Annotated in this window: 16 protein-coding genes; 12 read left to right on the forward strand and 4 right to left on the reverse strand. The window is 60.2% G+C overall.

Features of this window, described 5'->3' with window-relative positions:
• Nucleotides 1-100: 100 nt before the first annotated feature.
• Together tcuA and tcuB are read left to right on the forward strand one after the other, a co-directional pair.
• A complete protein-coding gene (gene tcuA, locus AC2T3R_RS10860; protein WP_015270080.1) occupies nt 101-1555 on the forward strand; it encodes an FAD-dependent tricarballylate dehydrogenase TcuA in 1455 nt (484 codons plus the stop codon).
• Nucleotides 1536-2717 (forward strand): tricarballylate utilization 4Fe-4S protein TcuB, encoded by a 1182-nt coding sequence (tcuB, locus tag AC2T3R_RS10865; RefSeq protein WP_410953019.1) that lies wholly within the window; start codon nt 1536-1538, stop codon nt 2715-2717. Before tcuA ends, tcuB begins: the two co-directional genes overlap by 20 nt.
• Nucleotides 2718-2777: 60 nt before the next feature.
• On the opposite strand, the gene AC2T3R_RS10870 is transcribed toward tcuB, so the two are convergent.
• The gene (locus AC2T3R_RS10870) at nt 2778-3671 is read right to left on the reverse strand and encodes a LysR family transcriptional regulator (protein ID WP_013972231.1); all 894 of its coding nucleotides are present in this window, start codon (nt 3669-3671) and stop codon (nt 2778-2780) included.
• Nucleotides 3672-3818: 147 nt separating this feature from the next.
• On the opposite strand from AC2T3R_RS10870, the gene AC2T3R_RS10875 reads away from it, so the two are divergent.
• The 4 genes from AC2T3R_RS10875 (at nt 3819) to AC2T3R_RS10890 (ending at nt 9025) form a co-directional block, all read left to right on the forward strand.
• A complete protein-coding gene (locus AC2T3R_RS10875) occupies nt 3819-4898 on the forward strand; it encodes a 4-oxalomesaconate tautomerase (RefSeq protein ID WP_015270082.1) in 1080 nt (359 codons plus the stop codon).
• A 73-nt stretch (nt 4899-4971) separates the two neighbouring features.
• A complete protein-coding gene (gene dctA / locus AC2T3R_RS10880) occupies nt 4972-6285 on the forward strand; it encodes a C4-dicarboxylate transporter DctA (RefSeq protein ID WP_003256769.1) in 1314 nt (437 codons plus the stop codon).
• A gap of 123 nt (nt 6286-6408) precedes the next feature.
• Nucleotides 6409-7713: a CitMHS family transporter gene (locus AC2T3R_RS10885; RefSeq protein ID WP_013972233.1), complete on the forward strand. Its 1305-nt coding sequence runs from the start codon at nt 6409-6411 to the stop codon at nt 7711-7713.
• Nucleotides 7714-7771: 58 nt separating this feature from the next.
• On the forward strand, nt 7772-9025 hold the full coding sequence (locus AC2T3R_RS10890; RefSeq protein ID WP_054573820.1) for an OprD family porin: 1254 nt from the start codon (nt 7772-7774) through the stop codon (nt 9023-9025).
• A gap of 62 nt (nt 9026-9087) precedes the next feature.
• Here the strand turns inward: AC2T3R_RS10890 and AC2T3R_RS10895 are convergent, their stop codons facing one another.
• The 3 genes from AC2T3R_RS10895 to AC2T3R_RS10905 form a co-directional block, all read right to left on the reverse strand.
• Nucleotides 9088-9987 carry a DMT family transporter gene (locus tag AC2T3R_RS10895; protein ID WP_486745087.1) on the reverse strand — a complete coding sequence of 300 codons (900 nt, stop codon included), beginning with the start codon at nt 9985-9987 and terminating at the stop codon, nt 9088-9090.
• 24 nt (nt 9988-10011) lie between these two features.
• On the reverse strand, nt 10012-11523 hold the full coding sequence (locus AC2T3R_RS10900) for a sensor domain-containing diguanylate cyclase (RefSeq protein ID WP_410953021.1): 1512 nt from the start codon (nt 11521-11523) through the stop codon (nt 10012-10014).
• 160 nt (nt 11524-11683) lie between these two features.
• On the reverse strand, nt 11684-12784 hold the full coding sequence (locus AC2T3R_RS10905; RefSeq protein WP_486745088.1) for an SDR family oxidoreductase: 1101 nt from the start codon (nt 12782-12784) through the stop codon (nt 11684-11686).
• A gap of 73 nt (nt 12785-12857) precedes the next feature.
• Between AC2T3R_RS10905 and AC2T3R_RS10910 the strand changes: the two genes are divergently transcribed.
• The 6 genes from AC2T3R_RS10910 (at nt 12858) to leuA (ending at nt 19784) form a co-directional block, all read left to right on the forward strand.
• The gene (locus tag AC2T3R_RS10910; protein WP_023660557.1) at nt 12858-13244 is read left to right on the forward strand and encodes a MerR family transcriptional regulator; all 387 of its coding nucleotides are present in this window, start codon (nt 12858-12860) and stop codon (nt 13242-13244) included.
• A 93-nt stretch (nt 13245-13337) separates the two neighbouring features.
• A complete protein-coding gene (locus AC2T3R_RS10915) occupies nt 13338-13862 on the forward strand; it encodes an RNA polymerase sigma factor (protein WP_015270088.1) in 525 nt (174 codons plus the stop codon).
• Nucleotides 13859-14695 (forward strand): FecR family protein, encoded by an 837-nt coding sequence (locus AC2T3R_RS10920; RefSeq protein WP_486745089.1) that lies wholly within the window; start codon nt 13859-13861, stop codon nt 14693-14695. The genes AC2T3R_RS10915 and AC2T3R_RS10920 overlap by 4 nt, the downstream gene beginning before the upstream one ends.
• 77 nt (nt 14696-14772) lie before the next feature.
• The gene (locus AC2T3R_RS10925) at nt 14773-17211 is read left to right on the forward strand and encodes a TonB-dependent receptor (protein WP_410953023.1); all 2439 of its coding nucleotides are present in this window, start codon (nt 14773-14775) and stop codon (nt 17209-17211) included.
• Between the two features lie 91 nt (nt 17212-17302).
• A complete protein-coding gene (locus AC2T3R_RS10930) occupies nt 17303-17809 on the forward strand; it encodes a GNAT family N-acetyltransferase (protein ID WP_410953024.1) in 507 nt (168 codons plus the stop codon).
• Between the two features lie 277 nt (nt 17810-18086).
• Complete coding sequence (leuA, locus tag AC2T3R_RS10935) at nt 18087-19784, forward strand: 2-isopropylmalate synthase (RefSeq protein WP_015270092.1); 1698 nt, start codon at nt 18087-18089, stop codon at nt 19782-19784.
• Nucleotides 19785-19800: the final 16 nt, after the last annotated feature.

The following is a 19800-nucleotide window of genomic DNA, read 5'->3' on the forward strand; positions in this document are numbered from 1 at the left end:
CTCCCCCCGACCATCGCGTTTCGCGGTCTGCGGGCGCTCATTAAAGTCCCCGGTCACGAGGAGCAGCCGAACATTCGGCTCTTCGTGATCTGGAGGCGAAATGATCGATGTGCTAGTCATCGGAGGGGGCAATGCCGCCCTCTGTGCCGCGCTGATGGCGCGAGAGGCCGGAGCCAGCGTGCTGCTGCTCGAGGCCGCACCCCGCGCCTGGCGTGGTGGCAACTCACAACACACGCGCAACTTGAGGTGCATGCATGATGGACCGCAGGATGTGCTGGTCGAGGCGTACCCGGAAGAAGAATTCTGGCAGGACCTGCTGAAGGTTACCGGTGGCCAGACCGACGAAAAGCTTGCGCGGCTGGTGATTCGCGCGTCCTCCAGTTGTCGTGGGTGGATGCGCCGCCATGGCGTGCATTTTCAGCCCTCATTGTCGGGTGCGCTGCACACAGCAAGGACCAACGCCTTCTTCATGGGCGGCGGCAAGGCACTGGTCAATGCCTACTTTCGCAGCGCCGAAAACCTTGGCGTACAGATACGCTACGACACGCCAGTAGCCGACATCGAACTGCAGGGCGGACGCTTCGTCGCGGCCCATGTGCCGGCGCGTGAGGTTCAGGGGCGACACCTGCCTGCCGAGCGCATCGAGGCGCGTACCTGTGTGCTTGCCGCCGGCGGCTTCGAGTCCAACCGTGAGTGGTTGCGCGAGGCGTGGGGGCAGAACGAGCGAGGGGAGTGGCCTTCGGACAATTTCCTGATCCGTGGCACGCGCTTCAATGACGGGGTGCTGTTGCGCCGCATGATCGAACAGGGCGCCGACACGATTGGCGACCCGACCCAGGCGCACATGGTGGCGATCGATGCTCGTGCGCCGTTGTACGACGGCGGCATTTGCACGCGCATCGATTGTGTGTCGCTGGGCGTGGTGGTCAACCGCGATGGCCAGCGCTTCTACGATGAAGGCGAGGATTTCTGGCCCAAGCGCTATGCCATCTGGGGGCGCCTGGTGGCGCATCAGCCTGGGCAGGTGGGGTTCTCTATCATCGACCAGAAAGCCCTCGGGCGCTTCATGCCACCGGTTTTTCCGGGTGCCACCGCCGATAGTCTGGAGGCGTTGGCCGGCCTGCTCGGTTTGCCTGTGCAGGCCTTCCTCGAAACCGTGCATGCCTACAACCGAGCCTGCCAGGTGGGCACTTTCGACCACACCCGGCTGGACGACTGCCACACCGCAGGCCTGGAACCGGCGAAAAGCCACTGGGCGCGCCCGATCGATACGCCGCCTTATTACGGCTACCCGCTGCGCCCTGGCGTGACTTTCACCTACCTGGGGCTGCGCACCGATGAAACCGCCGCCGTCCATTTCGACGGGCGTCCCAGCCCGAACCTGTTCGTTGCTGGCGAAATGATGGCGGGCAATGTACTGGGCAAGGGCTACACCGCAGGCGTCGGCATGTCCATTGGCACCGCCTTCGGCCGTATCGCCGGGACCAGCGCTGCTGCGGCGGCGGGTTACGAACATCCAGAAAAAGAGAAGAGCCATGACTGCGCAACTGCCTGAGCCACGCCAGCCTGACACCGCCGGGCCGGCCCTCGAACTGATCCCGGTGTTGAACGTCGAGGAGCAGGAAGTGGACCGGCAAATGCGGATCTGCAATGCCTGCCGTTACTGCGAGGGCTTTTGCGCGGTCTTCCCGGCGATGACCCGCAGGCTGGAGTTCGGCAAGGCCGATATCCATTACCTGGCCAACCTGTGCCACAACTGCGGCGCCTGCCTGCATGCCTGCCAGTACGCGCAGCCCCACGAATTCGCGGTGAACGTGCCCCAGGCGATGGCCAAGGTGCGCGGGCAGACATACGCCGAGTACGCCTGGCCGGCCCTCTTCGGGCGGCTGTACAGGCACAACGGCACCTATGTCGCCAGTGCATTGGCCGTAGCCTTGTCGCTGTTCCTGCTGCTGACCTTGTTCGTCAACGGCACGCTGCTGCCCGGGCGGTTGGCTGGGAATTTCTATGCGGTCTTCCCGCACAACACCCTGGCACTGATGTTCGGTAGCGTCTTTGCCGCTGCAGCGCTGGCCCTGGCGGTGGCGGTACGTCGCTTCTGGCGCTCGGTCTCGCCTGCCGAGGCGCTGGCGCAACCGGCCAAAGGGGCGGTGTTCGAGGCATCAAGCGCGGTGTTGACCCTGAAATACCTCGACGGTGGGCACGGCCAAGGTTGCAACAATGCCGATGATCGCTACACGCTCTGGCGCCGTCGCTTCCATCACTTCACCTTCTACGGCTTCATGCTGTGCTTTGCCGCCACGGTGGTCGCCACCGGTTATCACTACCTGCTGGGCCAGCAGGCGCCCTACCCGCTGCTGAGTGCACCGGTGTTGCTCGGAACCCTGGGCGGAATTGGCTTGATTGTCGGGCCGGCCGGGTTGCTGGCGCTGAACCTGCGCAGGGCGCCGGAGCAGGGCGATGTGGCCCAGCGCCCCATGGACCGGGCCTTCATTCTGCTTCTGCTGTTGGTCAGCGCCACAGGCCTCGCCTTGCTGGGCCTGCGTGATACCGCCGCGATGGCGATCGTGCTGGCGCTTCACCTGGGGACGGTGATGGCGCTGTTCATCACGCTGCCCTATGGCAAGTTTGCCCATGGCCTGTTCCGCAGCGCGGCACTGCTCAAGTTTGCAATCGAGAAGCGCTGGCCCAACAAGCTGGGCCTGGGCGGGGAGTGAACCATGAACTCAGTCCGTATGCCCCTTGCGCCGTGCCGAGCCGGAAGCAAGGCATTTCGTTCAACGGTTGGGCCACTTGTCCAGCAGGATCGACACGAACTTCTCCGCTGCCGGCGACAGCGACGCCCCTCTGCGGTAGACCAACCCCAGGGTGCGGGTTACCTGGGGCTCGATCAGCGGCACGCTGACCAGGGTCGGGTGGTCGGCGCTGGGCATGGCCAGGCTGGGCATGGCCGACACGCCCAGCCCGGCCTCGACCATGCCCAGCGAGGTCGACAGGTGCTGAACCTCATAGAACCACTTGGGCCGCAGGTTGAGCCCGGACAGGGCATGGTCCAGCAGCATCCGGTTACCGCTAAGCCGGCCTACGCCGATCAGGCGGTAGTCGGCCAGTTCTGTCCAGGTGACGGCCTCACGGTTCGCCAGCTTGTGGTCCCTGCGGCAGGCCAGCACGAAGTGCTCCTGTACCAGGGAGACGAACTCGATGTCCGGGTGCTGGCCACTCATCATGTTGATGCCGAAATCGGCTTCACCCCGCAGCACGGCTTCGAGCCCGTCGTTGGCACTGAGGTCCAGCAGACGAATGCGGATCTTGGGGTATTGCTCGTTGTAGTCGCGGATCACCGATGGCAGGAAATAGAACGCTGCGGTCGGAATACAGGCGAGGGTTACCTGGCCGGTCTGTCGTTCTGCGAGTTCGCGAATGCTCAGGATCGAGTCTTCGAAGTCATCCAGCAGGCGCCTGGCCTTGGGCAGGAAGTCACGCCCGACGCTGGTCAGGCTGACGCGACGAGTAGTGCGTTCCAGCAACGAAGTGCCCAAGCCTTCCTCGAGCTTCTTGATCCGTCGGCTCAAGGCGGGCTGGGACAGGTGCAGCGCTTCTGCGGCTTCGTGGAAGCTGCCGAGTTCGGCGATTTTCACGAAAGATCGTATGTCTTGCAGCTCATATTCCATCTCGGATCGCTCTTGGCATTGGGTTCGGTATTGATGCTCAAATCGGAACAATAACTACGATATTTGCATTGGATTGATTTATCCATCCCTGTCAATCTTTTGTCCACAGCATCAATGATGTCCATTGATCAACAAGAGTGCGAAATCATGCAACGAATTCCTTGCGTACTCATGCGCGGTGGCACCTCCAAGGGCCCCTTTTTCCATGCATGGGACCTTCCTGCCAATGTGGTCGAACGCGACGAATTGCTGATCAACCTGATGGGTTCCGGGCATGAACTGGAAATCGACGGCATCGGTGGCGGTAGCCCGCAGACCAGCAAGGTAGCGATTGTCAGCCCCTCGCTGCATGCCGACGCCGACGTCGACTACCTGTTCGTGCAGGTCATGGTCGCCCAGCGCCGGGTCGATACCGCGCCCAACTGCGGCAACATGCTGTGCGCCGTTGGCCCGTTCGCCATCGAGCAAGGGCTTGTCAAAGGCCAGGACGGCAAGACGCTGGTGCGTATTCGCAACCTGAACACCGGCACTTTCGTCAATTCGCTGGTGGAAACCCCCGGCGGCATCGTGCGCTATGAAGGCCGCACGGCGATCGATGGCGTACCGGGCACTGCCGCCCCGGTACACCTGACCTTCCTCGATGCGGTCGGCAGCAAGACCGGCAAACTGTTCCCGACTGGCAAGGCCAAGGATGTGATCGACGGCGTTGCGGTCACCTGCATCGACATGGCCATGCCGATGATGGTGGTGGAGGCCAGCCAGCTGGGCGTCACCGGCTCGGAATCCCCGGCCGAACTCGACGCCAACGGCGAACTGCTCGAGCGCCTCGAGGCGTTGCGCCTGAAGGCCGGCAAGGCCATGGGCCTGGGTGATGTCAGCGGCATGGTCATCCCCAAGCCTGTTCTGGTGTCCAAGCCCCGTTATGACGGCACGTTGCAGGTTCGCTACTTCATGCCGCACAACTGCCACCGCGCCTTGGCCATCACCGGAGCGATAGGGCTGGCGACTGCCTGCGTCAGCCCAGGTACGGTGATCGGCGATCTGCTGGGCGAGGGCGCCGTGCAGTTGACCGAAGTGCGTCTGGAACATCCAAGCGGCGGTATCGATGTCGCGCTGTCGCGCAGTGGCGCAGATGGCAAGACGATTCAGGCCTCTGTGGTGCGAACCGCCCGGCGGCTGTTCTCAGGCTTCGTTTACGCGCCTACATTCCGCAGGTTGGCGGGGTAGGCCCAGGCGGTAGTCCAGACCTGTACATTCGCAACAAGCGCATCCGCACAATTTCAACAATGGGTGATGCCTCATGAGACTCGCCAAATCGCTGTACTTCCAGATCCTCTGCGCCGTCCTGCTGGGCGTGGTGGTCGGTCACTTCTGGGCGCAACAGGCCGTTGCGCTCAAGCCCCTGGGTGATGCGTTCATCAAGCTGATCAAGATGATGATCGCGCCGGTGGTCTTCTGCACCATCGTCACCGGTATCGCCGGGATGACCGACAAGCGCTCCCTCGGGCGTTTGATGAGCAAGACCTTGCTGCTGTTCCTGGTATTGACTGTCATCAGCCTGATGATCGGCCTGGCAGCGGTATACCTGTTCCGTCCTGGTGTCGGCATGAACATCGACCCTGCCACTCTCAGCACTGCGGGGCTCGGCCAGTACGCCGCATCTGCGGCGAAGCTCAGCGTGGTCGACTTCTTCATGCATATCATTCCCGACACGTTCATCGGGGCGTTCAACAAGGGTGAAGTGTTGCCGGTGCTGTTCATCGCGGTGCTCAGCGGCTTCGCCTTGTCTTCGATGGGCGAGAAGGGCAAGCCGGTACTCGATGTGCTGGAGTCTGCCTCGACCATGGTGTTTCGCATCTTTGGCTACCTGATGCGCTTCGCCCCGGTCGGCGCCTTCGGTGCGCTGGCCTTTACCGTCGGGCAGTACGGCGTGACGTCCCTGGGGGCACTGGCCAAGCTGGTCGGTACGCTCTACATCGCCTGTGCGTTCTTCGTGCTGGTGGTGCTTGGCGGCATCTGCCGTGCCCATGGCTTCAGCTTGTGGAAGCTGCTGCGCTATTTCCGCGAGGAGTTTCTGGTGGTGCTCGGCACCTCGTCCACCGAGCCTGTACTGCCGCGCATGCTGGAAAAGCTGGAGAAACTGGGCTGCAAGAAAGGTGTGGTCGGGCTGGTACTGCCAACCGGTTACTCCTTCAACCTCGACGGTACTGCCATCTACCTGTCGTTGGCGGCGGTCTTCATCGCTCAAGCTTGCAACATCGACCTGAGCCTTGGCCAGACGGTGACGATGCTGGCGATCATGCTGTTGTCGTCAAAAGGCGCGGCGGGTGTGACCGGTAGTGGTTTCGTTGCGCTGGCTTCGACCTTGACCGTCATTCACGACATCCCGTTGGCAGGGCTTGCCTTGCTGATCGGCATCGATCGCTTCATGTCCGAGGCGCGTGCCCTGACCAGCCTGGCCAGCAATGCCGTGGCCACGGTGGTCATCTCGCTGTCGGAGAATGCCTGTGAGCGGGAAACCTTGCTGCGCCGCCTGAACGGCATTCCGGCTGCACCGGACGAGGCGGATATTGCGCAGGCCGACTGGTCTGCCGAGCCTCGGCATCACGGCTGAAAAGCCTCTTCACCTTCCATAGTTGACTTAGAATCCCACTCAGCATCCCTGCGATGCCGAGTGGGGTAGGGGGCCGTCTGCCTTGCCGATGGCCGCAATAGAATAAAAACAAGAGAAAAGACCATGCTCGCACTCCTGGGCCTGATCATGGTGGTGACCTTCACCTACCTGATCATGAGCAAACGCCTGTCGCCAATCGTTGCGCTCACCGTGGTACCCATTGTCTTTGCAGTGATCGGCGGCTTCGCCCCCGAGCTGGGCAAGATGATGCTCGATGGCTTGAAAATGGTGGCGCCCTCGGCGGCCCTGTTGTTGTTCGCCATCCTGTTCTTCGGCCTGATGATCGATGCCGGCCTGTTCGACCCGCTGATCCGCAAGATCCTCAAGCGCGTCAATGGCGACCCGGTCAAGATCGCCATCGGTACCGCGCTGCTCTCGCTGTTGGTGGCGCTCGACGGTGATGGCACCACCACCTACATGATTACCTGTGCGGCCATGCTGCCGCTGTACAAGCGCATTGGCATGAACCCGATGATCCTGGCCACGGTATCCATGCTGTCGCTGAGCATCATGAGTGGCATGAGCCCTTGGGGTGGGCCGGCCACCCGGGCCATTGCCGCGCTCGGGCTGGATGCGACCGAGTATTTCATCCCGATGCTGCCGACCGTGATCGGCGGTGCGGCCTGGGTGGTGTTCACCGCGTTCCTGCTGGGCCGCGCCGAGCGCCGACGCATCGGCAACATCGCCCTGGAGTCGGGTGGCGGCAACTGCTACATCAAGGAAATCCTCGGCGAGAGCCCACATAAGCGCCCACGCCTGGCGTATGTGAACCTGGTGCTGGTGATTGCCGTCATGGCAGCGCTGGTGATGGGCGTGATGCATTCCGCACTGTTGTTCATGATCGGTTTCGTCGCGGCGCTGATGATCAACTACCCGCAGCTGGATCTGCAGAAAGAGCGCATCCTCGCCCATTCTGGCAATGCCATGACAGTGGTACTGCTGGTATTCGCCGCAGGCATCTTCGCGGGGATCTTCTCGGGTACCAAGATGGTCGATGCGCTGGCTCAGACCCTGGTCGACTGGATTCCCGAGGCGTGGAGCCACTGGTTCCCGCTGGTGGTGGCGCTGACCAGCATGCCGCTGACCTTCGTACTGTCCAACGACGCTTACTACTTCGGCGTGGTGCCGATCCTTGCCAACGCTGCGGCCGCCTACGGCATCGACCCGGTTGAAATCGCCCGCGCCTCGGTGCTGGGGCAGCCAGTGCACCTGATGAGCCCGCTGGTGGCCTCGACCTTGCTGCTGGTGGGCATGGTCGATCGCGACATCGGCGACTTCCAGAAGGCCACCGTGAAATGGGCGGTGCTGACATCACTGGTCATCACCGCACTGGCCTTGGTCACGGGTGCCTTGTCCTTCTTCGTCTGATCTGCTTCGGGCGCCGCTGGCGCCCACCTCATCCAAGAACAACAACAGAGTATCGAAAATGTCCCGAACTGTTTTCCGCCGGGCCACCTGTGGCCTGCTCTGCGGCTGGCTGCCTGTGGCCGGCGCTGCCGGATTCATCGACGACGGCAAGCTCAAGCTGCAGCTGCGCAACGTTTACTTCAACGAAAACTTCCGCGACGAACAAGGCATGAGCGCCCGCGCTGCTGCAACTGCAAAGAGCGAGCGTGTGGAATGGGCACAGGGTTTTCTGCTCGACTACCAATCAGGGTTCACCCAAGGCCCGCTGGGCCTAGGGCTCGATGCCCTGGGGCTTGTAGGCGTCCGGCTCGATTCGGGCCGCGGCCGCAGCGGTACCGGCTTGCTGCCGGTGCATGACGATGGCCGTGCCGCGGACGAGTTCGCCAGTGCCGGGGTAACCGCCAAGGCGCGACTGGGGCAGACCATCGTCAAGCATGGTACCTTGCTGCCCAAGACACCGGTGCTGGTGTACAACGATGCACGATTGTTGCCTCAGACCTACCAGGGTACGCAGCTGACCAGTACCGATGTCGATGGCCTGACCCTGACCGCCGGCCACCTGGACCGCTTCAAGCAGCGGGACTCCTCGGACAGCACCGGTCTGTTCCTGGATGGTTATGGTGGCGGCGAGTCTGGCGATTTCAACTTTGCCGGTGCCGACTATGCCGTCAGCAAGCAGCTGCGCTTGAGCTATTTCCACGGCCAGCTCGAACACTTCTATCGCCAGGACTATGCCGGCCTGGTACACGACCTGCCGTTGGGTGGAGGGGTGTTCACCACCGACTTGCGCTATTTCAAGAGCCGCGACAGCGGAGCCGCTCATGGCGGCCAGATCGACAATGACATGTTCAGCGGGCAGTTGTCCTATACCCACTCCGGGCACACTGTCGGTGCCGGTTACCAGGTGCTCGACGGCGAGGCAGGGCTGCCGTACATCAGCGGCGCGACGGTTTACTCGTTCAGTAACGTTGGCATAGGCAAGTTCATCGAGGAGGAAGAGAAAACCTGGATGGCGAGCTACGCCTACAACTTTGCAGCGGCCGGTGTGCCCGGGCTGACCTTCATGGCGCGTTACCTGAGCGGGGACAACGGTCGTTCCGGTGAAGCCGGGCTCAGCGAGTGGGAGCGTGATGTGGAGCTTGCCTACGTGGTGCAGTCCGGGCCAGTCAAAGGGCTGGGCGTGAAACTGCGCAACTATGTATACCGCTCTGACTTTGCCCGAGGTCGTGACAGCAACCGGATTTATCTCACCTACGATATTGCAGTCTGGTAATGCGGCAGTGCGAGCATGCGCCTCAAGGAGCGCGTGCTCGCCGGGTGCTGATTGAAAATGAATTATGCACCGGACGGTTGTGGTGCTTTTTTGCCTAACCGGATCAGCTCGTTGGAGAAACATAATCCGCAGAGGATCAGCCCGGCCCCCGGGTACAAGGTGTCTCGTGGCACTTCATTGAGGATCACGAACGCTAGAAGCGCGGCAAACAGCGGTTCAGTCAGCTCCAGTGCCTGCACTTGTGATGGCTTCAAATATTCGATGGCCTTGGTGGTACAGAAGAAGCCGAGGATAGTCGGCAACGCAGCCAGCGCCAGCAATGCCAGGACCGCTCCCAGCGACAGTTCACCCATGATGAACCCATCGGTTGCAGCTGGCATCAGCAGGTAGAGACTGCCGAAAAACAATAGTTGCCGAGTGAAATGCAGCCCCCCGGAAACGCCCATGCGCTTCATGGCAACTGAAAATGCACCGTAGCCGCAGCCCCCAGTCGCAGCGAGCATTGCGCCTTGCAGCGTGAAGCCTTGGTCCAGGTCGGCTCCAAAAATCACGGCAATACCGGCTATGGTCAAACCGGCGCCTACTGTGGCATTGGCGGTGATTGGATCCTTGAGGACTATCCGTCCCAGTAATATCGAAGAAATGGAGGCGCTCGCCATCAGGATCACCACGACGCCTGCCGCGGCGTAATGGCTATAGGCCGAAGTCTCAAAGTGGAACAGCACAAAAATGCCGAGAAAGGCGCAAACGGCGGCATGGAACCATTTGGCCGTATGCAGTGGCCGCTTGAGGAACAGTAGCAGTGCTGACAGCAATAGGCAGCCGAGGACTGTTTTTATCAGGGCGATGCTGCTGGAACTGAATCCACTGTTCATCAATACCTTGCTGAGTACACCGATCGTTGCATTCAGTGCAGCGGCGCAGAGTGCAAAGAGCAAGCCTTTGCTGAATTGAGATTGCATTTATACATTCCTTGTTATTTGGCTTTATGTCTTCGACCGGTCGACATGGAGGCGATTGCGGCCGGCCTGCTTGGCGATATAGAGCGCCCGGTCGGCGCGCTCAATCAGTGATGGCGCGCTGTCCAGGGCCGTACCTTTGGAGCAGGCGATGCCGATACTGGCGGTTATGTGTCCGAATGGGCTGCCTTTGTGAGGGATGGCTTGCAAGGCCAGGCGTTCGAGCATCAGCCTGCCGACGACGGCAGCTCCATCGTTGTCGGTATCGGGCAGGATTACCGCCATTTCCTCTCCCCCGTAGCGTGCCAGCAGGTCGCGAGGGCGGCGAATGCAGGAGGAGAGCAGGGAGGCTATCTGCTGCAGGCAGGCATCGCCCGCCGGATGCCCGTAGGTGTCGTTGTAGGGTTTGAAATGATCGATGTCGATCATCAGCAAAGCCAGCGTGGTGCCATTGCGATGGGCCGTGCGGATTTCCTGAGTCAGCGCTTCGTCAAAGCAGCGCCGGTTGGCAAGCCCCGTGAGCGCATCGTGCATCGCCAGGCTCTCGAGCTGCTGGTTGCTGTCGAGTAGCCGTTGCTGGGTCAGTCGAAGCTCGCTTTCGACCGCATTTCGCCGGCTCATGGCGCGAATCAACAGCCAGCCAATGGCCCCGGTCAGTGCCAGCAGCACAGCGACCACCAGCGTTGACAGCAGCGCCTCGAGCCGCCAGGCCGAGAGTGCCTCCTGCTTGCCCAGCGCGACCGTTGTCACCAAAGGTAGCTTGTCGCTCTTGCGAAATGCATAGAGGCGCTCCACGCCGTCCAGGCTGGAGGTGAACGATGCAGTGCCTGCTGACTGGTCAACGAGATACTTGGTAAAGATGGGCGACTTCGAAAAGTTGCGACCCATGTCCTGTTCCCGAAACGGGTAGCGCACCAGCATGGAACCGTCGGTATAGGCCAGCCCGATGGCACCCTCATGGCCGACATCGAGTTTGCCGAATAGCTGCAGGAAGTTCTCCACGCCAAGCGTCATGGCGACAACGCCGGCGAATTCGCCATGGTTATCGTTGAACCGCCGGCTGATGGTGATCACCCATTCCTGGTTGACGCGGCTACGGATTGGCAGGCCGATGAAAGGGTCGCGGGACGGGTCGTCACGATGGTGTATGAAAAAGGCGCGGTCGCTGCTATTGGCACCGACCGGGGTCGGCTGGTTGGACGACATCAGCCAGCGTCCGTCCCTGGCGTAGATCATGATGCCGCTCATTGGCGGCATCAATGGTTGCTGGCGCTTGACCAGTTGATCCAGCCGCTCGATCTGCGCAGGTCCGGAGCCCTCGGTTTCCAGGCGCTCGACCAGCCCGAGCAGCAGCATTGAGCTCTGACGGACAATACCTTCCGAATAGGTGGACAATGCCTGGGTCAGGTTAAGGCCATGGACATTGACGTCTTCCAGGGCACGCTCGCGAGAAGCCATGACCTTCCACAGCGTTAGCGAGGCGAGAGAGCAACCGATGACCGATAGCAGTAGCACAACGAGGTGGATGTCACGCTTCACGTCAATTCACACGCCTTTTTCCCTAAAGACCAAGTTGAGCGTCGACACGCTTTAACTAACCAGACGGTCAGGAAGTAACCAATCGGTTCATGTGCAACAATATAACACCGAAGTTGCTGGAATGTTCGACAGAATTACGCGTTCTGTCAGAACCCGTTTGTTATCTTCCGGCAGGGTATGCAGAAGTATGAACATGACGATTGGGCAAGTAACCCTCAACGTAGCGCACCGTCTTTTCCAAAGTTCGCGTCATGTCGGGATGGGCCAACTGATACTTTCGTTCCAGTTGCTGGCTGTCGTTCATGTCGAACCGCTGCGTCTGGATGAAGTTCAGTGACTCCGCGCTGATCGATAATCGGTTGGCCAGCCCTGGAATCGCCAACAGCCACTTCAGCAACCCTATGGGTACATGGCGGCGGGGGGGCTCTATATCCAGCGTTTGTGCCATTTGCTCAAGCATACCCTGCAGGTTCGGCGTGTGCTCATACAGCGCCAGGACCTGCCGGTTGACCATTGATGGGTCGAACGCCACGCACGTCATCATCTTTACCAGGTAATCAACGCTGACCAGCGGCAACCAGTGCCTGGCGGAACCGGGGACAGCCTTGAACCGGCCCAGTGCCAGGTTTCTGATGAGGTCCACCAGAGGTTGACCTTCAGGGATATGCCCACTCTCGCTGTGACCACATACCGTAGCAGGATGAACGATCGAGTAATCTGCGCCTACCTCCTGCATGTAACGGATGACCGCGAAATGGGACTCCAGCTTGCTGCCTTCGTAGCCCCCGACACGGCCGTATACTGCAGGCCAATTGGTGTTTTCAGGGTGCGCGTTATCAACCCCGATACTTGCAAGATGGGTAAAGTTCTGCAGCATATAACCACCAGCCATCAGCAAGCGGATACGCTGGCTCGCCGCAAGCCTGGCGACCCTCAGCGCCCCTTGTACGTTGACTGCGCGGGCCTGTTCCATTGTAAGGCCCCAGGTAAACTGCGCCGCGAGGTGAAAGGCCACCGCGGCCGAAGTTACGCATTGCCTGTCTGCTTCGCTGAGTCCAAGCCCATCCCTGCTGATGTCTCCTTCAACTGCGTTTAAATAGGCAGGATTACCTCCCAGTTGGCCTACCTGCTCTTTGAGGCGTTCGATGTTTGCAGGGTTGCGCATGAGCACCCAGGTCTTGTGCCCTGTCGCGGTAAGATGGGCCAGCAGATGTTGACCCACAAACCCACTGCCGCCAGTGACGAAGCATTCCACGCTCATATCTGAATCCTTGTCTGGATGATCGGCGCAGGCTAAGGTGTAGAGCCTACTCTACAGTCAAGGAATTTTTATCGTGAATGTCGGAGAGTTGGAGCGCCGGAGTGGGGTGGGCCGCCATACATTGCGTTATTACGAGCAACTCGGGCTTATCGTGGCCCATCGCCAAGCCAACAATTACCGCAGCTACAGCGACCAGACCGTTGTTGACCTGGCCTTTATTCAAAGTGCCCAGAGTGGCGGTTTTTCGCTCGCCGAGATTGGCGACATCCTTGCGGCCAAGCGCGGTAACACGATCGATTGCGCCCAAGGCGCGATGTTGGTAGCCGGCAAGATGGCCGAAATTCAAGCGAAGATCAACACGCTGCAAGCCGCCTATGTCTTTCTGGATGCGGAGCGTGCAAAGCTGGAAGCCAGTGCCATTGCCAACGGTCTGACCATTCCTCGCCCTCTCTCGGTTTAGCATGGCTCGATGCAGTAGCTTGTTTATTCGCAATTATTTCTCATTTACACTTGTGTCTTGTTTTCGAGGCCTACCTCTTATCCAGGATGCATCGTGTCGTTCGATCCCGCCAAACCGTCGCTGCTGTCTACATTGGTCCGTCACTATGACGAGCTGGTGGACCACATTCGCCGACGCTTCGGCGACAGAAGCGTGGCGCGCGATGTAGTGCATGACGTGTGTGTGCAGTTGCTTGAGCGCGGTGAGAAAGAAGACGTCAGAACCCCACTGGCCCTGCTACGAAAAATCTCCCACGACACCGCCGTGAGCCGCTATCGTAGCGATCGCCGCCGAGGCGCCTGGGTAGAGGCAATTTCCGAGCTGCCAGAGGTGGCCTGCCCGGCAGCCACCCCGGTGACCAGGTATGACAGCGCGCGCGAGTTTCAACTGCTCGTCAACGCTATCGCAGACCTCCCACCACGCTGCCAGGCTGTTTTCGTCATGCACAAGATTCACGAAATCCCCCAGGCAGAAGTAGCTGCGCGCCTCGGTATTTCCCTGAAGACTGTGGAAAAGCATCTGCGCCTGGGGTTGGCGGCGTGCAGGCAACGGCTTGGGCGCGATGAGGTGCATCCATGACCAAGCAGCCCGAACAGGCGCCATTGGACGAGGCACTGGGGCGACATCGTGAAGAGCTCAAGCAGCTGTTCCCCATGCCGCCGTCCAGGCCAGCGCCCTCCAAAGCGGTGAGGTCGGCCGGTATTACACTAGCGGTTGCGATCGCCTTTTCGGCCCTGGCGTGGCTGAACCCTGCCTACAAGAGCGAGCGTTTCGCTACCGCCATTGGTGAGCGGCGCGCTGTGCTGCTGAGCGATGGAAGCAAGCTGCTGCTCGACAGTGGCACGCATGTCGATATCAGTTGGCGTCTGCTCAGCCGCGAAGTCGACCTGTGCGCAGGGCAGGCGCTTTTCGATGTGTCCTCGGCCGTGTACCGCCCCTTCGTGGTGTCCGCTGGCATGGCGAAAGTCGAGGTGCTCGGTACGCTGTTCAATGTCCGCCGGCTGGATAACGACGCGGTGCGTGTGACCCTGGCCCGTGGGCGCGTGGACGTCACCGCTGCAGCTGCAGCACAGGCGCCTGTCACCCTGAGGCCAGGGCAACAGGTCGACTCGATTGGCGGGCAACTGATGCCGGTTGCAAAGGCTGACGCCTCCAAGGCGATGGCATGGAAAGATGATCGCATCGTGTTCGAGCAGACGCCGCTGGAAGAAGCGGTGTCGTTGTTGCGCCACTATCGCAAGGCCCCCATCGAGCTGAGCGACCCAAGCCTGGCCGCACTCAAGGTGACGGGGGTGTTCGAAGCGCGCAATGTCGACCTGCTACTGGATCTGCTGCCCAGCATTCTGCCTGTCGCCGTGCTGCAGGTAGGGGACGGCAGCGTCCGGATTCAACGCAAACCGACAAGAAAATAATTCTCAGGCGCAGGTAGGGTTTCTCGATCCCCATGGCGGCTACTGAAAAAGCCCAACCACAAAAAGGAACTCGAGAAGTGCATTTTCCCCTCCGCAGTCGCCAGCTACGCCTGTCATTGCTTGCCAGTAGCCTGCTCATCGCAATGTCGGCCCAGGGCCGGGAAAAGGTGAACGTGGATCTCCCCGCCGCACCGCTGGGCGAGGCCATCAACGCGCTCGCACAGCAGTCTTCGGTACAGATCATCTTCGCCAGCGATCTTGGTGCAGGCCGAAACGCGCCTGCGGTGAAGGGGCGGTTCACACCCGAGGAAGCACTTCAAACGCTGCTCAAGGACACTGGCTTGCAGGTACAGGCCAAGGATGAGCGCACGTTCGTCATCGTCGCGCAGGGTGCCCCTGCATCAAGTGCTGGAATCCAGAGCGGACCCGTGGAAATGGCCCAGACGGAAATCACCGCCTCGCGCACCAGCAGCAGCCTGGTTTCCGCGACGCGGCAATCCACCATTCTCGAGCATGAACAACTGCAGGAGCTGCGCCAGGGGTCAGAGAGCCTGGCTACGGTACTGGCCAAGGCGGTTCCCGGCATGTCCGACTCCAGCCGCACCGTCACCGAGTATGGCCAGACCCTGCGCGGGCGCAGCATGCTGGTCATGGTCGACGGGGTGCCGCTCAATACCAACCGCGACTCCTCGCGCAACCTGGCCAACATCGACCCGGCACTGATCGAACGGGTCGAAGTCATTCGTGGCAGCAGCGCCATCTACGGCAGCGGCGCCACGGGGGGCATCATCTCCATTACCACACGGCCCGCGGGTGGTGAAAACCGCGCCGAAACCAGCCTGAGCGCGACCTCGCCGCTGACCCGCCTTGGCAGCGATGGCCTGGGGGGGCAGTTCCAGCAATATTTCGCGGGCTCTCAGGGTGCGGTGGACTACTCGTTCGACTTCGGTACCCGCCATATCGGTGCCTCGTATGATGCGCACGGTGACCGGATCGCCCCGGAGCCAAGCCAAGGCGACCTGTTCGATTCGAACATCTACAACATTGGCGGCAAGCTGGGGCTGCACATTGACGAGAACCAGCGAGTGCAGCTTGCAGTCAGCCACTACGATGCCCGCCAGGACAGCGATTACGCTACCGACCCAAGCGTCGCGAAACTCCCTGCTGGCTCTGTGCCGGCCAATGCGATCAAGGGCCTGGATCTTGACGAGCAGAACCGCATTCGCAACACGCTGGTGAACCTGGAGTATGAAAATCTCGACATCCTCGGGAGCCGGCTTTCTGCCCAGATGTACTACCGGGACTACTTCACACGCTTCACCCCGTTCGATGCCCGTGCCGTTGCCACCCGCGGCGGCAATGTTGACCAGATCATGCAAAACAGCGAAGTCTTCGGAAGCCGCCTGACGCTGCGCACGCCAATTGGCGACAGCGGCAGTACCGAACTGGTGTGGGGTGGTGACTATAACCAGGAGCGCAGCGAAATGCCGCTCGATGTCTTCGACCCGGCGGCTTATGACGCCAGTGGCGGCCTGGTTTTCGACAAGACTGGCAAGCTCACCTACATGCCCCCGCTGAGGACGCGAAGCGCCGGTGCCTTCGCCCAGCTGCAGCATCGCTTCGATGAGCATTGGTCGGTCGACGGCGGCCTGCGCTACGAATACTCCACCGCCGAATTCGATGACTTCGTTCCGTTGTCCGAGTCCACGTCTGCCTCCCCGGTGGCGGTGAAGGGTGGCGACATTCATTACGATGCGGTGCTGTCGAACCTGGGCATCGTCTACTCGCCGGTACTCGGCCAGGAAATCTACGCCTCCTTCAGCCAGGGTTTCCAGTTGCCCGACGTGGGCATCCAGCTGCGCAATGCGCGCCGTGGCTTCGACATCGGCGCATCGAACCTGGAGCCGGTCAAGACCAACAACTATGAGCTTGGCTGGCGAGGAGAGCTGGGCAGCAACACCCTCGGCACCCTGGCACTGTTCTACACCACCTCCAAACTGGGGGATGTGCAAAGTTTCAACAATGGCCTGATTCTGACCCGCACCAAGGAGCGTATCTACGGTGCTGAAGCCAGTGCCGATTGGCTGTCGGACGATGCTGTGTGGGGCGCAGGGGGGAGTGCGACCTGGATGCGCGGACGAGAAAAACCGGACGGTAAAGACTGGCAAGACATGACCGGCTATCGCGTTCCGCCGCTGAAGCTGACCGCCTACGTGCAATACAAGCCGACCCTGGATTGGAGCAACCGCTTGCAAGCCACGTTCTTCGATGCCAAGGACTACAGGCTCGATGGGGTGGACAGCTTTGGTCGACATCAGGTTAGCAGTTATACGACAGTCGACCTGATCAGCCAGTACCAGATCTCCGCAGACGACAAGGTGAGCGTCGGCATCCAGAACCTGTTCAACCGCGACTACTACCCGCTCTACAGCCAGTTGCTGCGCAATAACAACAACACCAGCCACTTGCCGGCACCCGGCACGGTATTGACTGCCAGTTACACGCACAATTGGTAAGGTAGTGAAAAACCACCGGGCTCGATGTCGGCCCCGGTGGTCATTGTCATGTTTCACACCAATAGCTGGCCTGTAGGGTAGGGAGTCTACGATGGAACGGTCTTGCACCACTTATTATCTGGAAATGGTCTCGGCATCCGACCTGAAGGAAAAAACACAGCCTCACGAACTCCAGATCATTGAATGTGAAGTGCCTCAGGCGGAATTCAATCGGTTTCTGTACAAGCTGGTAGGCACACCTTGGGAGTGGGGCGATCTTGACACCTGGGGGATTTCTGACTGGCAGGCACTCGTCGAACAGGATTGCCATCGTACCTGGGTTGCCTATTACCGTGGTGCGATAGCCGGCTATTACGAGCTCTATCGCCCCGATGGCAGTAACGCAGAGATACGCTACTTCGGGCTGGCACCTCAATTCCTGGGGTGTGGCTTCGGCGGAGCGCTCCTGAGTCACGCTGTTCGAGCAGCGTGGGAGTGGAGCGGTACAGAGCGGGTGTGGGTACATACCTGCACCTTCGACCATCCTGCCGCGCTTCGAAATTATCAGGCGCGAGGGTTCCGTATCTTCAAGCAGGAGGAGACGGAAGCAAGCCAATAAGCGCTTTTTCATGAAGGCGCATTCGCCTTTGCCAGATTTTGGGGCTGTAGCTTCCGATGGGATGGTGAAGAAGGCAATCTGTGGCTGCCTATTTTCATTTTTTGATATAAAAATCCATTTTTTCATTGTTTATAACAATAAATGTTCGCAAGTTACCGAATTGATGCTGAATAACGCAATCGAGGTAAGCCAGGTTCTGTGTAAATTGGATCCAATATTTTGGCTTGTCCATCACGGGCAAGTACAAGGTGTTACACAGGCCCAGGAGAAAGCCGCCATGATGCTTAAGGATCCATCAATCAAATATCGCCATTTCGCCACAGTCGACCTGCCAGACCGCCAGTGGCCCAATCAGGTCCAGAAGGTCGCTCCCACCTGGTGTAGCGTCGACATGCGAGACGGTAACCAGGCACTGATCGAGCCGATGAACGCCGAACGCAAACGTCGATTCTTCGACCTTTTGGTGAAGGTCGGTTTCAAGCAGATCGAGGTTGGCTTCCCGGCAGCATCGCAAACCGATTTCGACTATGTGCGTGAATTGATCGAGAGCGGTCGGATCCCCGAAGATGTGACTATCCAAGTCATGACACAGGCCCGTACACACTTGATCGAGCGTACCTTCGAAGCGCTCAAGGGGGCGCCACGTGCCATCGTTCATGTGTACAACGCAACGGCTCCCGTATTTCGTGATGTGGTGTTCGGTGTGGATCGCGCAGGTTGCATCGGCATCGCCACGCAGGCTACCCGGGAGATCAAGGCGCTGATGCAGGCCAATCCGCAGACGCAGTGGACTTACCAGTATTCACCAGAAACCTTCTGCTTCACCGAGCTCGATTTTGGCCTGGAAATTTGCGAAGCGGTGATAGACGTATTCGAACCGTCTCCCACCAACAAGATGATCCTGAACCTGCCTACCACCGTGGAGGTTTCGACCGCCAACGTGTTCGCCGACCAGATCGAATGGTTCTGCCGCCACGTACGCAAGCGCGACAGCGTGATCATCAGTATCCACCCGCACAATGACCGTGGCACAGGTGTGTCTACCGCCGAGCAGGCCTGCCTGGCAGGCGCCGAGCGGGTCGAGGGCACCTTGTTCGGCAATGGTGAGCGCACCGGTAATGTCGATATCCTGACCTTGGCCATGAACCTCTACACCAGTGGCATCAGCCCGGAGCTGGATTTCTCTGACATCATCCATGTCCAGCGTGAGGTCGAGTTCTGCAACCAGTTGCCGACCCATCCACGCCATCCCTATGCGGGAGAGCTGGTGTTCACGGCATTTTCCGGCTCTCACCAGGACGCAATCAAGAAGGGCTTCGCCCAACGGCGGAAAAACCCCGACGGTTTCTGGGAGGTGCCGTACCTGCCGATCGACCCGGCCGACATGGGGCGCAGCTACGAGGCAGTCATCCGGGTCAACAGCCAGTCGGGCAAGGGTGGTGTGGCCTATCTCCTGGAGCAGCAGGGTATCGTCCTGCCGCGCCGGTTACAGATGGAGTTCAGCGGCCTGGTGCAGCAGGTCGCCGATAGTGAAGGGAGGGAGATCACCAGCGAAATGATCTTGTCGTGCTTCACCAGAAACTACCTGGAGCAGGGTAATCCCTACGCCTTGCTGCACCCCATGGTCACCACTGACGAAGCCTGCACTTACCTTGACGCTCAACTGCTGGTCGAGGGTGAACGCCTGGCGTTCGCTGGCAAGGGTAATGGCCCAGTGGCCGCACTGGTCCATGCGTTCGCCCAGCAGGGGCTGGTCTTCGATATTGCCGATTACCACGAGCACGCCGTGCGTGATGGTGCTGAGGCCGAAGCCATTGCCTACATCGAAATACGTGTCAAGAACCAGTTGCTGTTTGGCGTGGGCAGGGACGGCAGCACACTCCAGGCATCACTCAAGGCTGTGGTGAGTGCTGTCTGCCGGGCCACGCGCCTGGGGCTGCTCGATACAGTGAAAAGCACGGTCGCCACGGCTTGAGGGATACTGGCTGGCG

Source organism: Pseudomonas sp. PVC-5-1, from assembly GCF_057444345.1.

What these genes read in the sequence shown, in the direction of transcription:
- tcuB (WP_410953019.1), top strand. Translation starts at nt 1,536, where the DNA reads ATGACTGCGCAACTGCCTGAGCCACGCCAGCCTGACACCGCCGGGCCG.
- AC2T3R_RS10870 (WP_013972231.1), bottom strand. Translation starts at nt 3,671, where the DNA reads ATGGAATATGAGCTGCAAGACATACGATCTTTCGTGAAAATCGCCGAA.
- dctA (WP_003256769.1), top strand. Translation starts at nt 4,972, where the DNA reads ATGAGACTCGCCAAATCGCTGTACTTCCAGATCCTCTGCGCCGTCCTG.
- AC2T3R_RS10875 (WP_015270082.1), top strand. Translation starts at nt 3,819, where the DNA reads ATGCAACGAATTCCTTGCGTACTCATGCGCGGTGGCACCTCCAAGGGC.
- tcuA (WP_015270080.1), top strand. Translation starts at nt 101, where the DNA reads ATGATCGATGTGCTAGTCATCGGAGGGGGCAATGCCGCCCTCTGTGCC.
- AC2T3R_RS10920 (WP_486745089.1), top strand. Translation starts at nt 13,859, where the DNA reads ATGACCAAGCAGCCCGAACAGGCGCCATTGGACGAGGCACTGGGGCGA.
- AC2T3R_RS10930 (WP_410953024.1), top strand. Translation starts at nt 17,303, where the DNA reads ATGGAACGGTCTTGCACCACTTATTATCTGGAAATGGTCTCGGCATCC.
- AC2T3R_RS10905 (WP_486745088.1), bottom strand. Translation starts at nt 12,784, where the DNA reads ATGAGCGTGGAATGCTTCGTCACTGGCGGCAGTGGGTTTGTGGGTCAA.
- AC2T3R_RS10895 (WP_486745087.1), bottom strand. Translation starts at nt 9,987, where the DNA reads ATGCAATCTCAATTCAGCAAAGGCTTGCTCTTTGCACTCTGCGCCGCT.
- AC2T3R_RS10885 (WP_013972233.1), top strand. Translation starts at nt 6,409, where the DNA reads ATGCTCGCACTCCTGGGCCTGATCATGGTGGTGACCTTCACCTACCTG.
- leuA (WP_015270092.1), top strand. Translation starts at nt 18,087, where the DNA reads ATGATGCTTAAGGATCCATCAATCAAATATCGCCATTTCGCCACAGTC.
- AC2T3R_RS10890 (WP_054573820.1), top strand. Translation starts at nt 7,772, where the DNA reads ATGTCCCGAACTGTTTTCCGCCGGGCCACCTGTGGCCTGCTCTGCGGC.